The sequence below is a fragment of the Streptomyces sp. NBC_00690 genome (genome assembly GCF_036226685.1).
GTDB lineage: Bacteria > Actinomycetota > Actinomycetes > Streptomycetales > Streptomycetaceae > Streptomyces.
Window position 1 is genome coordinate 203426 of the sequence record NZ_CP109010.1, and the last position, 13965, is coordinate 217390.

The following is a 13965-nucleotide window of genomic DNA, read 5'->3' on the forward strand; positions in this document are numbered from 1 at the left end:
GGGTCGTGACCAGGCCCTCCGAAGCCCCGGCAACTCTCATGCCGAGGACTCGGAGGGCCGTCGCGTGCAGGGCTTCGGGCTGTTCCCGATCTGCGGCCATGGCAAAAGCGGTCGGCCCGCCCCCCGGGCGGCCGACCGGGGTGAACAGCACGGGGCGGGAAGCGAGCTGGATTCGGTTGGTTCCGGCTCCCGCCGGGCGGGCGCGATCAGCTCCCGAAGAGCGGCGCGCCGTGGCGGTCCTCGCCCGCCCACTCCTCCGCGATGACGTGGAGGGCGGTGCGCCAGCTGCCCCGGTAGTCCTGCGGCCCGTACGGCGGGATGTCGCTACCGAAGATGGCGAACATGGACTCCTGGGCGGCGGCTTCCGTGCCGGGCTGGGACAAGGTCGTGGCCATGGGGCCTCCCTCGACTCGCGGGCCGGGCTGTCCGGCTCCCCACAGCTCCGCCCGTCCGCGCACCCGAGAGATGCCGGGGCGGGGACGGGCGGAGGAGGCAGCTGGCAGACCGGATCAAGCAGCGTCGCGGGAACGCCCCCGTGCGGCGCGGCGCTTCAGGCGACGGCGCTCGTCCTCGCCGAGTCCGCCCCAGACACCGTGTTCCTGGCCGTTCTCGAGTGCCCACGTCAAGCAGGTGTCCATGACCGGGCACCGACGGCACACGGACTTGGCTTCCTCGGTCTGCAAAACCGCCAGGCCGTTGGTGCCGATAGGGAAGAACAGCTCGGGGTCCTCGGTGGCGCAGGCGCCGCGGGCACGCCAGTCGGTGTTGACCGGCAGGTCGGCGGAGGGTGCGTAGGTGGTGCGTACGATGGAGCGATTCATGAGGGCCTCCCAAAGGGTCCAGGTTCGAAACAGCCCCGGGGCGGCCACCCCGGGGCTGTTCACGTGACGCGGCAGCAGACGGAACGGGTCAGGGCTTGCGCAGCACGCGGGCCCGGGCGGCGTGGTGATCAGCCCGCTCGAGGTAGTGGTCGACCGAGGCGCTCGCCTCGCGCTCATCGGTGCTGATGACGCGGGCGGCGCGCCGAGTGGCCTCGGCGGCCAACTCCTCGTGCTCGGCGGCCCGCTGCTCACGGCTACGGCTCATCGGGTTCCTCCTCCTGGTGGCGGGCCGGACTGTCCGGCTCCCCGCACGCCCGCGCCCCACCACCCCGGTTGCGGGTGGTGGGGCGCGGGCGACAGGCAGCGGACAGGCTCAGCGGCAGCGCTCAGACCAGGGGCGCTGCTGGTGCGCGTCCTGGGCCTTCTCAAACGCGGTCCACAGCTGCTGCCCGGCTCCGCAGCGGCGGCTACCGACACAGTTCTTGCAGTTCTTCGCGTGGGTGCTGTCGGCGTCCGCCGCAGCCATGTAGCGCTGGTAAATGGGGTCCTTCTTAGCCATCGCTGTCTCGTCTCTTCAGGCGTGGGTGGATGTCAGTGAGGTGGTGGCCGGCCTCCCACACCGCGGCAGCCGCAGACGCTGCGGCCGCCAGGAGTGCGCGGGTTCTGGGATGGGCCAGGCCATAGGAACGGGCCGCCCTGGCCGCGGCGTGCTGCGCGGCGCGGGCGGCCCGTATATGGGTGGGGATCAGAGGTCGTCCGGGAGGCAGAAGGCGCAGCAGTCGGCGCTGTCGTTGTTGACGCACGAGCACTCGGGGCACGTCCACGACCGGAGGGCCTGGATCAGACGGTGGAGGGTCGACATCAGCGGGTCCTTCCGAGGGTGTTCAGCGGCGGGGCTGGCGGGCTTCGTAGGCGTCCTGGAGTCGGGCGAAGCGTTCGTGGATCGGCGCCCCGACCGTGCATGGGCGGCCGTCCTGGCAGGCCGGGCAGCCGCCGAGATGGGTGGTGGAGTCCTGGAACGCCTTCATGTAGCGGACGTACAGGTCATCCGTGCCGGGCTTCTTGGTCATCGGCGGTTGTTCTCCGACTTCTTGTTCTGCTCGGCGTTCTTCCGCCGCAACTCCGCCCACTGCTCGTCGGTCAGCCAGGTGATGGTGTTCACCGGACCCCCAACCCGTTGCACGAGCCACAGGACTGCCATGTCTTGCGGGTCACGCCGCCGGAGCTCGTGTCGACCGTTTCCCCGCCCGTGCCCTGGCACTCAGGGCACGCCACACCCGCCTGAACGTTGATCCGGCCCCTCATCGCCGCGAGGGTGCGCGGCGCGCGACGACCGGCCCGGGCCGCGTGGTGATCGCCGTCAGCGACCAAGCGCCGGACCAGCTGGTGGAACTGGGCCTCGGGCTCCGACTCGTAGCCATCGCCGTCATCGCCAGCAGTGTCCTCTTCCTGCTGGATCTCCTGGCCCGTCCACGGCCGCGCCCCGACGGGCAGGAGGAGGGAGGGGTGGGGGAGCGGGGGCTGCGGCGGGTTGGTGGGCCGTTCATGCTGCGGCTCCGGCTCACCGGTGAACGTGGTGACGGCCGTACCCGGCCGTGACAGAATTCCTTGCACAGGTGTTCTCCCTTTGCTGGGTGCCTGTAGCGCGCCGTCCGGGAGGTCAGAGTCTTGGACGGCGCACCTGCGTTCGGGGCGTCCTGTAGCCCCACGCCGTCCCCGGCCCATCTCACGTGGGCTGGGGGCGACATGCAGAACAGGAGGCCCGGTCAGGCCGCCACGACCGTCGGGTAGACAGCGACCGCAGACGGCAGAGCGCCCAGCGGCGCCGGGGGCATCCAGTGGACTCCCGGCAGATCCAACCCGCACGGCAGCTCTCGATGCTGGGATGCCTCCAGAGCAGCGAGCTCCTGGTCCAAGAGGCCAGTCAGGACCGACCACGCGTGCTCAGGCTCCGGCAGGACCAGCAGCTGCAAGGCACGCAGCCAAACGTCCTGCATCACGTCGTCAATGTCCGCAACTGGATCCGCGCCCATGTCAGCGAGCCGCTCGGCAGCCACCGCAGCGAGCCGCGCGGAGTATGAGGTGTAGAGGGTGGCAAGGGTGGTGCGCATCGGGATCTCCTCAGGTGGCAGGGCATGAAGAACAGCCCCGGGGAGGCGGTCTCCCAGGGGCGTGGTCATTCGTGAGGTGGGTTCTTACCGGGGCTTCGGCTCGTAGAGGGCCCGGGTGAGCAGGGTGAGCCGGCTGTCGATCTCGGCCCGCTCGAACGGAGTCAGGCGGGGGTGAACCTGGCGCAGCGTGGCAGCCAGTTCATCGCGCAACCGCTGGGCGTTGGTGTGCTGCGCCGCCGGGAGTGTCGTGTTCCAGTCGGCTACGCGCCCGGCCGGTGTGCGCTTCGCACGGGCCTGGAGGGTCTGGTTCGTCTGCCGGCTGAACGTCTTTGGCAGCACAGCGGTCGGCTGGCGGGAGCCCGCTTCTTTGATCGCGTCGGCGAGGGCTTGGAACCATTGGCTGGGCGTGATGTCGAACTCGACGCGCCGGTTGCTGCCCCTGCATCGGCGGGGGTTGGTCGTGGTCTCTGCGCGGGTGGTGTGGTGGGGGACGAGTTTCTGGACTCGGCTTCGAATCCCGGTAATCGGGACCCAGGTCTGGCAGTCCGGGCAGACGAGGACCGCTTTCAGCGGCTCCCGAAGGTCAATGTGCGCCGGGCTGATCTTGGAGAGTTTGATGGTGGGGTGGCAGCTGACGTTCTTCGTGTGGGTGCGGGTCGGCCGCTTCTTGGCCTTGGGCATGACGAACTGGGTGGTCATGGGGATCTCCTCGCGGACGAAGGCGAAGGGCTGAGGAAGGGAGTGGCTGCGTCGTGGTGCTCTCTCCGCCCGCCAGGCCACACGGAAGGTCCCGCCGTCCTGGAGGACAGACAGCGCACAGGCGCTGCATGCAGCAGAGAGGTCGAGGACCAGGGGCGATTTGGTGTTGCTATCCCGCCCTGCCACCCCACGAAGGGCAGACGATCTACTCCGCCCGCCTCTGGCGAGACGGACGACCTACTGCGGTGGTGCAGACAGATCACACCTGTGAACGGTCCTGCAACTTCCCTGGGGAAGTTGCAGGACCGAAGTTACGCCCCCTCCCGGACGCCCGTCAAGGCTTCCCCAGGGAAGTGGCGCCTAATACGCGACGTCCGACACGACACTTCCCTGGGGAAGCTGTGTATGGTGGCCTCATGACGCCGACGACACCTCGCAAATCGCGAGTCACAGAGATCGCCGACGATCTGCGGACCCAGATTGAGACTTCGCAGATCGCCCCCGGCAGTCGCCTGCCGTCGACACGCCAGCTAGCCGAGCAGTACGGGGCCGGAGAGGAGACAATCCGCTTGGCCATCGCCATGCTCAAAGCGACTGGCATCGTTCGGGCCCACCAAGGGAAGGGCGTCTTCGCACGGGATAAGCCACCCCTCAAGCGCAACGGGATGGACCGATACGACCGCGCGAACTGGCTCGACCAGGACGATGCTGTCGCCTTCGTCGTCGACCGCATCGCTAGCGGCGAGGCATACCGGCTCACCGACCAGGCCAACGAGGTCGACCCCGCATTCCCCGCCACACCAGAGATCGCCGAGGCACTCGGCGTCAAACCCGGCGCGCAAGTAGTAGCCCGGCGGCGTCTGGTGAAGGACGCTCAAGGCAAACCTACTCACGAGCTGACCAGTTACTACCGACCCGAGCATGTCGAAGGCACCAAGCTCATGGACCCCGCCCCTGGCCCTGCCGGGAAGGGGGGCGGCTTCCGGGTGATGCACGAGCAAGGCCTCTCACCCGAGTGGCTGGACGAGGAACTGCTTGCCCGTATCCCAACAGCGTCCGAAGCCAGCCGTCTTGGCATCTCTACCGGGCAGCCCGTGGTCGAACTCCATCGCACCACCGCGACGGACGACGGCACCGTCATCGAGTACGCCGTGGGGATACACATCGCCTCACGCTTCACCTGGCACTACCGCTTCCGTTTCCCTGACTCCAACCCCAGCCGGCAGACGCCCACAGACCAGTGACCGTCAGACACAGCAGCAGATTGGAAGTCGGATGCCTAGTGAAGGCAGGCCCCAGCCGATCGACACCGCCGTGATCGCCGCGCCCAGCGACACCCCGGCCTCAGACCTGTGGTCCCTGGTCGAACGCCACGAACAGCACCGGAAGCGGGTCGGCCTTGCGGACACCCTGGCCGCTCTCGCCCTAGGCACAGTAATCGCCGACCGGCTTGCCGACGAACGGCCTCTTCTGGTCCGTGACGCACTGCGTCTCGGCAGTTCTTGGACCAAGATCGCAGCAGCGCTCGGAAGCGATCTCCAGACCGTCCGGTCCACTTTCGCCACGTGGACGGACAGCCTGGGGTCGGACGAACAAGCTGAGGCCCGGCGCCTTGCAGAAGCAGGAGGGAGCTCTCGATGAGCCGACCTGCCATCTCGAACAGGCAGTGGAGCGACGCGCAGGCGGTCTGGGACTACCACCTGGTCCATCACACCCCTCGGCCATGTTCCGTCGCCATCGCCCTGGGCAGCCACGATCTGGGCGTTGCGACGCATGCCGCCACACTCTTCCACTCTGGCTACTTTCCCACCTTGATCTTCACCGGAGGCAACAGCCCAACGACCATCCAGCGGTTTCCCCGAGGCGAGGCCGTTCACTACCGTGAGCACGCACTGAGCTTGGGCGTACCTGAAGCCGCGATCATCGTGGAACCCAAGGCGAGGAACACTCAGCAGAACATCGAGTTCTCGCACAATGCGCTATCCGGCGCAGGAGTCGATGCCACATCGGTCATGCTCATCAGCAAGCCGTACGAGGAACGCCGCAGCTTCGCCACCTTCCGGCGATTCTGGCCCGAGGCTGGCATCGACGTCGTGTGTTCGTCCGAGCCAGTCAGTTTCACCGACTACGCCCGCGGCATAGGGGACTCTCATCTGGTCATCGACATGTTGGTCGGAACCCTGCAACGTGTCATCGAGTACCCCCAGCTCGGCTTCACAGTTGAACAGCCTGTTCCAGGGCCAGTCATGGAGGCATACGAGCGCCTTCGAGAGGCGGGTTTCACCAGTCGGCTACTCAGGCCCTTGCCTACCTGAGCCTGGTGTCTGCGACTGCCCTTTTGTCTCTTCGTACAAAAAAAGGGTGTTCCTGGCGCATAAGGGCTTGTACGTGAATGCTGTGATGCGTTGGCCCTGCTACAGGAGTGGTCGAACGCCAGTCGCAGTCAAGGTTTCGTTCCTTGTTGAGGAGACACGAAGGAATGAGCAAGGTGACCTTCCGGCTCGTCGGCCACGGCTGGCGCTGCCGGGTCGAGCGCATTGCAAGCAGCCGTAAGTGTCGCGGCGTCCTTCTTCCATCGCTTCGGAGCAATGAGCTTCAGTCTTGGGTTACCGTCTGGGCGAAGTACCTGGCTCTTGCAGTCAATGACGGGGATCAGCCCCTGGTTGTGCCCGTAGAGAAGTACGGGCTTCCGCGCGACAACCGAGCGCAGTTCAAGCCGAGCCACGGGACCAAGAAGGTAGACCCGGCTACCAGCTCGTTTCTGCTTTCCCACCATCACGAGGCCGTCGATCGTTTCCACGAGACTGTCCCAGTCATAGGGGCGCTCGTCGCTGAAGACGTTGCGGTAGTGGATGACCTCGACACCGTCTGGCAGCTCTGCGGTGATCTGGGCAAGCCAGCTGTCCCACTTCGGACTGTTCATCGCCCTAGGCGCCGCGCTGACGTACACACGCACCGGGCTATCAGGTGCCCTGGTAGCGGCGATACGCTCCATCGCTGCAGCGAAACGCCGCTGCTGCACCCCAGTGGCGAAGGTCTCTACGTCCAGGGGCTCGTCCGTCAAATGCATACGGCCCATCATGCCGACATCTCATCAGGCGACTTCACTACGGGCAGGCCTCCTCAGACCTGTCGGGCCGTCAAGAGGCTCCGAAAGAGGGGCGACACGGTGGGCACAAGGGTGGAGGTCCAACATCGCGAGGGGGGTACTGTGTCCGTGGATAAGCTCCATAAAGACATGGCTAAGCCCCGCGAGGTTGCGCTCCGGGGCACGGCCGCAGACCTTACAGCGAATGGTCTCGACATGTTGCAGGGTACCCGTACCCCTTGCCATACACACAAGGCACCCACTGCCGTGGAAGCGATGACCTGCGCGTCGCTCCGGCCGGGTGCCTTCTCTATGCTTCCGCAGCGATCCAGCTGCGGCTACGCCTCAATTCGCATGGAGGCCGTCAGAGCGAAGTAATTTTGAGGGCGGTGCCTGCATCGCAGGTCTTCTAGCCGCCTGGGGCCCGAGCTCTCGGTGTTACCAGCACCTCAGCTCAGCGCCCCATCGGATCTCCGGTCCGGCTACCAGTGCCTTCCCGGAGGAGTTGTTCGACCCGGCGCCAACCGGCTTCGAACAGTTCGATCTAGGTTCTCCCCAGAACCGAAGCCACCCAGCTCAGGGGCTTCGTCATGTCATGCGGCAAGGCCCCACGAACACGGAGGCCATCTTGCCGTACCCAGTTACGTTTTTCCAGCCCACATACGCCCGTTTCACCCCCATTCGCACAGAGCGGGCCTTTCGTGTGACGGGGAATGCCTACCCGGGCTGCACCATTCAAGGCTTTCGGACCGTTACCTTCCCGCTCACCCGTGTCACCTCTTCACCGAATCCGGTTGGCGTGCAGCCCTGCCCGCCGGGCGGGAGCCTGATCGAGGTTTCCTCCCGCTGTACGGGAGCCGTCGAGCTTGGGACTTGCGGGGCTAACCCCTTGGCGGCCGAGGGTGGCCCCATGGCTATCTCCTCTCTCCTCAACCTCCTGTCAAACAGGTCCTCTACGACAAAACTGGCCTCGGGTGCTGGCCTCAACTTGCTCCTGGTGAGGAATCAGTGAGCGCCGTGGCGGCACCTGTCTCCGCGCTGATTCCTGTCCCGCGTTCGTCGGTCGATGGCAGCGCGGTCTCCGTGCTGTCGGCGCTGTTCGTGCCAGAGGCGTCCCAGTGGCTGTCTTCGTCGGCGGGCCGGGTGGCTTTGGACGGGTACTCGTGGTTGCAGGCGGTTCACTGGGTCGCCGGGTCCGGGCTGTATGAGCCGCGGCGGTATCGATCGCACGGTCCACGTTCGTTCGGGCCGACGACGGTGCGTGTGGCCCAGGAGCTCGCGTTGCTGTTTCCGTGCCGTCCGGGCATCGAGTATCTGATGCGGCGTACCGGGCTGTCGGAGCGGAGTGTGGAGTACCACCTGGGGATGCTGCGGGAGGCCGGGCTGCTCGCGTACGTCGTCCGGGGCACCCGGATCAGCGGTGAGTCGGCGCAGGCGTCGGAGTTCGCGCGGATGATCCCGCACGATTTCGATGTCGCGCTGGGGATCCGGACGGTGCTGCGGGATGAGACCGCTCCTGCCTACACGCGCGCCGTGACGGGGATCGCGGAAGCTGGCCGGGAGTTGATGGCGAAGCTGGCGAAGAAGGCGGCCCGAAAGGTGCGCAAGCCTCGCTCGAAGACATCGTCAAAGGCGCCGGGGAAGGGTGTCCGCAAGGGCGCTGGCCGAGGTGCTGTGGCGGCTGTTTCGGCGGAGGTCCGTTGCACCCCAATGCAGGTCGGTACCTCAGGTTCTTCCCCTACCGGTTCTACCTCGCTACCCCCTGAGAACAAGCTCGCCAGCGGGAAAGCCCAGTCCCCCACTCTGAAGAAGGTCAAGCGCGGACACCGGAAGCTCAATGTGGTGGGGCGCCGTTTCCAGCTGGCCTCGGAGCTGATCCAGCAGGTGCCGTGGATGAGCCGAGCCCTGGTGCCCCGGATCGCCTGGATCCTCAAGGAGGTCTCCGACGGGGGCTGGACCGCCGATGAGGTGATCGCGTTCCTCGACTGCGGCGACGTCCCAGACCAGGTGCACCGCCCGTCCGGGTTCCTCGCCGGACGGCTCGCCGGTGCGCTGGCCCTGTGGCCGACCAAGGAAGGCCGGGAGCGCGCTGTCCAGGAGTACCGGGACTCCCGCCGCGCACAAAAAGCCCGGCACCAGGAGTGGGAGGGCGACTGGCAAGCCCCCACCAGTCGCACTGTGCAGGACCTGGTCGCTGGCGCCTTCACACCCCGCCAGGCCGTCGAGCAGGAGCAGGCCCCCGCGCTGCCCCGGCTCAACGGCCTAGCGGACCTCACCGACGAAGCCCGCGCCGACATGAGGGTCCTGGCCGAGATCGAAGTCGCGGCCGGTGACACCACCCTCGTCATGGGCCAACTCGACGCCTACGGCCGCCCCGCCGCCGAGTGGATCTTCGGCGCCAATGTCGTCCAACGCGCCGTGAACCTCACCGCCCACACCGCCCACATGACTCTCGGACGCCGGTAAGGAGACCGCGATGACCACCGAAACCCTCCCCCTGATCACCCCCGCCGCCTCTACCCCGGCGAGGGACGCTGACACCGTAGATGGCAGCTCCGGGTCGTCCGGCGTCGATCTCGCCCGCGTCGCCCTCCAGGCCGCCCGCGCCGCCGCCAAGAACCGACCGGCCGACCACCCCGGAGGCCGCTCCGCCACCCGCCGACTGCGTACTGCCCGACCCGAGGGACGCGACCCCCTCACCTTCGGTGCCGCCATCACCAACCTGGTCACCGACCGAGCCTGGGACACCCCCGTCACCGGCGGATCCGTCATCGACCGCTGGGCCTCCATCGCCCCCGAACTCGACAGCAAAGTCCGCGCCGTCCGCGTCGACCCTGAAACCGGGCACCTGGTCCTGCTTCCCACCAGCTCCGCCTATGCCACCCAACTCCGCCTCCTCGAAAGCCAGATGGTCACCCGCATCAACACCGCCATGGGTGCCAACGCAGTCCGCGGGCTGCGGGTCCTGGCCCCCGGTACCCACACGACCACCACCGCAGGCACGAACACGGCCACGACTGTGGAACCGCAGGCGGAGCGCAAGCCGATCCGGACCAGGCAGACCGCGTCCGCCGGCTACCACGAGGCACTCGCCGCCCACCAAGCCACCCGAACCGAACGGACACCAGACCCGCACATCGCCGCAGCCAACGAGAGCCAGATCCGAGCCCTACGCGCCCGGCGTGAACCCGAATCCGCGTTCACCGACGCCCGAGCACTCGAAGACCATGTCCACACACAGGCCGAAGCAGCCGCTGACACCCACACCCGCGCACTCGCTGTCGCACGCGCCGCCAAAACCACGCGGCTCCCCGAGCCCACCCGGATCTTCAACACCGCGTGAAAGCCAGCACCACGCTGAAGACACCACTGGTTGTCCCGCATCAGTCAGGGCCCCTTCGGACCATGCACGCGTGACGAACCGCGCGATCCACCGTTTACCGAGCGACACGGCAGAACCTTCGATACAGGCGGTCTGATGGGGAAGAAAGCGCAGCAGAAGCGGGCGGTCAAGCACGCGAAGCAGGCGAAGCAGCGCAAGGCCGCGGCGTCTCGGAACGCCGCCATGTCCACGGCAGCGGCGCAACAGCCACCGCTCGATGACGGCTTCGCGCCCTCGCCGGTTCCGTGGGGTGACTACGCGACCGTCGCCGACGCTCTGACAGCGGCGGAGGACGCCGGCGGTGTCCTGTCGTGTTTCGTCTCCGACGACTTGAACGTCTACGAGCTGAGCCTGCGCCGGGGGGAAGACGGTTGGCGGTACGAGGTGGCGCTCTATCCCGACCAGGTTCTGCGGGATCTGGTGAAGACGAGCTGGCTAGACGCCGACGACCAGGACCAAGCCGTGAAACAACTACACCTCGCCTTGGCCGCCTACATCCCCCAGAACCTGCGCCAACCGGGCCTGGAGACCGTACAGCGGCCATCGACCACGAGCATGCCGCGCATCGGCTGGGCACAGAGCCTGCCCATGGCGGGGATGCAGACATGGGAGGACGTGGTCCTAGCGGAGAAGGAACTGCCCCTCTTCGAACTGGCGCCCCTCGCCGACGGCCCAGACGACATGCACTGGGGACGGCCGGAAGACACTCTCGCTCTGTTCCGCGAACATGGCCTGTCCCCCCGGGCGTGCGTCGGCTGCAGGGCTCCGGTGACCGACCGGCACCCGCACTGGCCAGGCGTGCTGGTCAGTATGGACAATGAGTACGGACCGGCGTGCGGCCGCTTCTACCTCGCAGGCAAGTCGCCGCAGAAGGTCGGCCACATCCTCGACGCCACCCAGGCACTCACAGCCGGGAACCTGACCGGCAAGGAACAGACGACCCAGTGCCAGAACTGCGACGCGCATATCACCGATCAGCACCCCGACTGGCCCGGAGTGTGGACCAAAGCCAGCGGATCCAACAGCCCGATCTGCGCCATCGTCGGCGGTGGTGGTGACGATGCGACGTCATACGACCTGATCGACTGCGTCTACCCCCACCACCCGGTCGGCGCTGACAGCCCAGCCGCCACCGCCATCACCACCGCCAAGAAAACCGGCTACTTCTCCCAGCCGCGCTGGCCGGGCCTCACGATGCCCTGGGCCTAGTAACCCACAGGACAACGACCCAGCCGGCCGAGCGCTCGAACCGGCCCGTCGGCGAAGGCGATCGGCTCAGCCCGTCCGGTCATCCCCGACGGCCGACAACGCTCCCACCAGTCGGCTCCTTCCCCTTGTGGAGTGCCTCGTGTCCGTACGGAAGACCCCTGACACCCTCGCGGCTCTCAGGAAGGAAGCTCAGGAGATCACCCGCGCACTCGCGGACGCCACCGGCTCGGGGACCGATGTCGCCCGCGTCCTGGACCTGGTCCGGGACGCCGAAGCCCATCTCGAAATGGTCAGGGAGGGCTACTACCCCGACGAAGGGGACCAGGTCCACCTCGACCTAGCCGGGGCCCTCGCCGCCCTCGCCAAGGCCGGAGCCCGCGCTATCGCGCTCCGCCTCGACCACGCCGACCCACCCGAGCGGTAGACACCCAGACCCACCCGCCATCTGTAGGCGACCCAAGCGAGTTGGGCGAACCGGAAACGCCGCCGCCATCGTTGCATAAAGTGAGTAACTGTGACTGATGAGATGAGCGCGGTGCTGGCCGGGCTGACTCCCACCGTTGTTCCGGTCGACGGCACCGATCCCGAGCTGGTCGCGATCGGTGAGCGCTACTGGGCTTTTGCGGGCTTCCACCCTGAGCTAGGCACGCCTGTGTGGTGCGAGAAGACCTCGGACATCGACACACTCGGGTGGGGCGGCCCCCTCTACGTGGTTGCTGCAGGGGGTGTGCGAGCCGTCGTCGATCACACCTGTCCTGAGTGCCGACAGCAACTCAGCTTGACCTCTCGCACCGCGCTAGCCGATCTAGTCAAGGGCGAGACGCCTGTTTGCGTGGCGTGTACGGAGTCCTTGGTGGCTGCGGTGCAGACGCTCAATGATCCAAAGCGGAAGGCCAAGCGTGAGGCAGCCCGTGCCCGAGCTACGCAACAGCAGGCGCTCGAAACAGCTCTGAACGCCTGGAAAAGCACGCAACGCGAGGCCATGGAAGAGCGGTACCCACTGGCGTTCTCCGAGACGGTGCCCGCAGCCTCGGTGCGGGAGATGGCGGCAGCATTGGCGCTGCTGCGGTACGCGCCGTCGACCACACCGATCTCCAAGATCGGGTCCTGGCTCGATCCTCTGCACCCCGCGCAGAATGAAACCGTCCGGCTTCTGGGCGCACTGGTTCAGGGCCGTCTCCTGAGGATCCACCCCGCCACTTCGGTCACCTCCATGGAGTGGGATCCTTCCTCCTTCCAGGACGCCCTCGCCGCGGCGGACGGTGATCCCGACGGTGTCCACGTGAATCCCCGACTGACATCACAGTTCTTTCCGCTGGACAGTTGCTTCTACGCTCCGTTTGCCACGAGCGCGGGGACCGGCGCCCAGCACCTGGACGCCGTCCTGAACGAACGGCTGGCACCGGAACGCCTCACCGCAGGCCAGCATGACGACCTCCTCTCCCTCGCGCAGGAACTCATCGCGGAAGAGGCCCTGCGCTACTTCACCAACCGACTGGTGGACCTCAACCTTCCAGCCGTTACGGACAACCACGTCGAACGGCTGCGCGAAGCCGCAGACAAGGTGGCCCGGCACCGGCCGCTCGGGGAGATCTACAACCTGGTCTGGCGCTCCACCCGGTCTGCCGCAGAGACCGCCCAGAAGAAACCCCGCGCCCCGCGCGTCAACATGAGTACATACGCGGTCAATCAGTTTGAGACGCAGGCACTGCGCGCTGTCACCGAACCCACGTGGCCGATCAAAGCATTCGGTGAGGTGGCCGGCTGCGGTCTCAGCGCGATGGCCCGCACACTCTTCTACACCGTGCTCAACCTGCACCCGCTGGAGACGTCTCTGCCCGACATCCAGCAGAAACTGCCAGAGCCAGCTCCCGAGCCGCCAGCACCAACCAGCGAGACCACGCCCGGACCACACACGCATCAGGAAGAAGAGAACGAGAAACTGCCGCTCCTAGTCAGATGGCTCCACACATATCCCGGCAGCTGGGACCCGGACACAGTGTCCACCACCCTGGAGAACCTCGCGCAGACCGCTGCCGAAATGGACTACGACGTCGAGCAGAGAATCGTCAGGCGAGCCGTCACCCAACTACAGCGGATGCAAGCGTGCCTCTCACCCGTGCTCGACGAACGACAAGCCACCCTCGCCGTCCTGGCAGCCACTGAACTCCTGCAACACCCGGTCACCGGTTCCGACCCAAGCGTGAACCAGCCCGTCGGATCCGTCATTCGCGAACATCTCGCCCGCGCCGTCCTCCGATCCACGGACAACCCACCACAGGCCTGAGCGAATCGCCCACGCCAGTACGCAATCAGGTTGCCTGCGAGGGCACTCATAGTGGCTCGGCATAAATCAGAGGCGGGGCCCAGGACACGTCCATCCCCGCGCACCGTGCGGACATGGCTAGGAGCCGCAAATACCCATCATCCGATCGGGTGACGAGCCCAACCAGGGGCGTGCCGCAAGTGACACTGAGGGGTTGCCGCCACCAAGCAGGGAGGAACCCCTCGATGACTGAGCCGCCGCAGTCCGACGATGAGCCGGCACCCACCCGCTCGCCCCATCAATTGGGTGAGGATGAAGGGCCGCAGAGTATCGCCGAGCTGAAAGCCGCTCTCGCCCCGTGGCCGCAGCACCTGATGGCGTTCACCGCA

General features: G+C 66.8%; 17 protein-coding genes. 8 read left to right on the forward strand and 9 right to left on the reverse strand.

What is annotated here, in order from left to right:
* Positions 1 to 206: 206 nt before the first annotated feature.
* The 8 genes from OID54_RS38450 to OID54_RS38485 form a co-directional block, all read right to left on the reverse strand.
* A complete protein-coding gene (locus tag OID54_RS38450; protein ID WP_329028248.1) occupies positions 207 to 395 on the reverse strand; it encodes a hypothetical protein in 189 nt (62 codons plus the stop codon).
* Between the two features lie 114 nt (positions 396 to 509).
* Positions 510 to 821: a WhiB family transcriptional regulator gene (locus tag OID54_RS38455; RefSeq protein ID WP_329028250.1), complete on the reverse strand. Its 312-nt coding sequence runs from the start codon at positions 819 to 821 to the stop codon at positions 510 to 512.
* A gap of 88 nt (positions 822 to 909) precedes the next feature.
* On the reverse strand, positions 910 to 1086 hold the full coding sequence (locus OID54_RS38460; protein WP_329028252.1) for a hypothetical protein: 177 nt from the start codon (positions 1084 to 1086) through the stop codon (positions 910 to 912).
* A gap of 108 nt (positions 1087 to 1194) precedes the next feature.
* The gene (locus OID54_RS38465; RefSeq protein ID WP_329028254.1) at positions 1195 to 1380 is read right to left on the reverse strand and encodes a hypothetical protein; all 186 of its coding nucleotides are present in this window, start codon (positions 1378 to 1380) and stop codon (positions 1195 to 1197) included.
* Between the two features lie 325 nt (positions 1381 to 1705).
* Positions 1706 to 1891, reverse strand: coding sequence for a hypothetical protein (locus OID54_RS38470; protein ID WP_329028256.1), 186 nt, complete (start codon positions 1889 to 1891; stop codon positions 1706 to 1708).
* Positions 1892 to 1979: 88 nt separating this feature from the next.
* Positions 1980 to 2435 (reverse strand): hypothetical protein, encoded by a 456-nt coding sequence (locus tag OID54_RS38475; RefSeq protein ID WP_329028258.1) that lies wholly within the window; start codon positions 2433 to 2435, stop codon positions 1980 to 1982.
* Positions 2436 to 2587: 152 nt separating this feature from the next.
* A complete protein-coding gene (locus OID54_RS38480; protein WP_329028260.1) occupies positions 2588 to 2932 on the reverse strand; it encodes a hypothetical protein in 345 nt (114 codons plus the stop codon).
* 84 nt (positions 2933 to 3016) lie between these two features.
* Positions 3017 to 3631, reverse strand: a complete 615-nt coding sequence (locus OID54_RS38485) for a hypothetical protein (RefSeq protein WP_329028262.1) — start codon at positions 3629 to 3631, stop codon at positions 3017 to 3019.
* Positions 3632 to 4047: 416 nt separating this feature from the next.
* Between OID54_RS38485 and OID54_RS38490 the strand changes: the two genes are divergently transcribed.
* The 3 genes from OID54_RS38490 to OID54_RS38500 are packed head-to-tail and all read left to right on the forward strand — an operon-like array spanning position 4048 to position 5946.
* Positions 4048 to 4875 (forward strand): GntR family transcriptional regulator, encoded by an 828-nt coding sequence (locus OID54_RS38490; RefSeq protein ID WP_329028263.1) that lies wholly within the window; start codon positions 4048 to 4050, stop codon positions 4873 to 4875.
* A gap of 31 nt (positions 4876 to 4906) precedes the next feature.
* Positions 4907 to 5272: a hypothetical protein gene (locus OID54_RS38495; protein WP_329028265.1), complete on the forward strand. Its 366-nt coding sequence runs from the start codon at positions 4907 to 4909 to the stop codon at positions 5270 to 5272.
* Entirely contained in the window at positions 5269 to 5946 is a 678-nt protein-coding gene (locus OID54_RS38500; protein WP_329028267.1) for a YdcF family protein, read from the forward strand. Before OID54_RS38495 ends, OID54_RS38500 begins: the two co-directional genes overlap by 4 nt.
* A 128-nt stretch (positions 5947 to 6074) precedes the next feature.
* On the opposite strand, the gene OID54_RS38505 is transcribed toward OID54_RS38500, so the two are convergent.
* Positions 6075 to 6701, reverse strand: coding sequence for a hypothetical protein (locus tag OID54_RS38505; protein ID WP_329028268.1), 627 nt, complete (start codon positions 6699 to 6701; stop codon positions 6075 to 6077).
* 1281 nt (positions 6702 to 7982) lie between these two features.
* On the opposite strand from OID54_RS38505, the gene OID54_RS38510 reads away from it, so the two are divergent.
* From OID54_RS38510 to OID54_RS38530, 5 genes are all read left to right on the forward strand, one after another.
* Positions 7983 to 9185, forward strand: coding sequence for a helix-turn-helix domain-containing protein (locus OID54_RS38510; protein ID WP_329028270.1), 1203 nt, complete (start codon positions 7983 to 7985; stop codon positions 9183 to 9185).
* A 10-nt stretch (positions 9186 to 9195) separates the two neighbouring features.
* Positions 9196 to 10062: a DciA family protein gene (locus OID54_RS38515; protein WP_329028272.1), complete on the forward strand. Its 867-nt coding sequence runs from the start codon at positions 9196 to 9198 to the stop codon at positions 10060 to 10062.
* Between the two features lie 135 nt (positions 10063 to 10197).
* Positions 10198 to 11310 carry a hypothetical protein gene (locus OID54_RS38520; RefSeq protein WP_329028275.1) on the forward strand — a complete coding sequence of 371 codons (1113 nt, stop codon included), beginning with the start codon at positions 10198 to 10200 and terminating at the stop codon, positions 11308 to 11310.
* 139 nt (positions 11311 to 11449) lie between these two features.
* Complete coding sequence (locus OID54_RS38525) at positions 11450 to 11734, forward strand: hypothetical protein (protein WP_329028276.1); 285 nt, start codon at positions 11450 to 11452, stop codon at positions 11732 to 11734.
* Positions 11735 to 11824: 90 nt separating this feature from the next.
* Positions 11825 to 13597 carry a hypothetical protein gene (locus OID54_RS38530; RefSeq protein WP_329028278.1) on the forward strand — a complete coding sequence of 591 codons (1773 nt, stop codon included), beginning with the start codon at positions 11825 to 11827 and terminating at the stop codon, positions 13595 to 13597.
* Positions 13598 to 13965 lie beyond the last annotated feature (368 nt).

What these genes read in the sequence shown, in the direction of transcription:
- OID54_RS38450 (WP_329028248.1), bottom strand. Translation starts at nt 395, where the DNA reads ATGGCCACGACCTTGTCCCAGCCCGGCACGGAAGCCGCCGCCCAGGAG.
- OID54_RS38455 (WP_329028250.1), bottom strand. Translation starts at nt 821, where the DNA reads ATGAATCGCTCCATCGTACGCACCACCTACGCACCCTCCGCCGACCTG.
- OID54_RS38460 (WP_329028252.1), bottom strand. Translation starts at nt 1,086, where the DNA reads ATGAGCCGTAGCCGTGAGCAGCGGGCCGCCGAGCACGAGGAGTTGGCC.
- OID54_RS38465 (WP_329028254.1), bottom strand. Translation starts at nt 1,380, where the DNA reads ATGGCTAAGAAGGACCCCATTTACCAGCGCTACATGGCTGCGGCGGAC.
- OID54_RS38470 (WP_329028256.1), bottom strand. Translation starts at nt 1,891, where the DNA reads ATGACCAAGAAGCCCGGCACGGATGACCTGTACGTCCGCTACATGAAG.
- OID54_RS38480 (WP_329028260.1), bottom strand. Translation starts at nt 2,932, where the DNA reads ATGCGCACCACCCTTGCCACCCTCTACACCTCATACTCCGCGCGGCTC.
- OID54_RS38485 (WP_329028262.1), bottom strand. Translation starts at nt 3,631, where the DNA reads ATGACCACCCAGTTCGTCATGCCCAAGGCCAAGAAGCGGCCGACCCGC.
- OID54_RS38490 (WP_329028263.1), top strand. Translation starts at nt 4,048, where the DNA reads ATGACGCCGACGACACCTCGCAAATCGCGAGTCACAGAGATCGCCGAC.
- OID54_RS38495 (WP_329028265.1), top strand. Translation starts at nt 4,907, where the DNA reads ATGCCTAGTGAAGGCAGGCCCCAGCCGATCGACACCGCCGTGATCGCC.
- OID54_RS38500 (WP_329028267.1), top strand. Translation starts at nt 5,269, where the DNA reads ATGAGCCGACCTGCCATCTCGAACAGGCAGTGGAGCGACGCGCAGGCG.
- OID54_RS38505 (WP_329028268.1), bottom strand. Translation starts at nt 6,701, where the DNA reads ATGCATTTGACGGACGAGCCCCTGGACGTAGAGACCTTCGCCACTGGG.
- OID54_RS38515 (WP_329028272.1), top strand. Translation starts at nt 9,196, where the DNA reads ATGACCACCGAAACCCTCCCCCTGATCACCCCCGCCGCCTCTACCCCG.
- OID54_RS38520 (WP_329028275.1), top strand. Translation starts at nt 10,198, where the DNA reads ATGGGGAAGAAAGCGCAGCAGAAGCGGGCGGTCAAGCACGCGAAGCAG.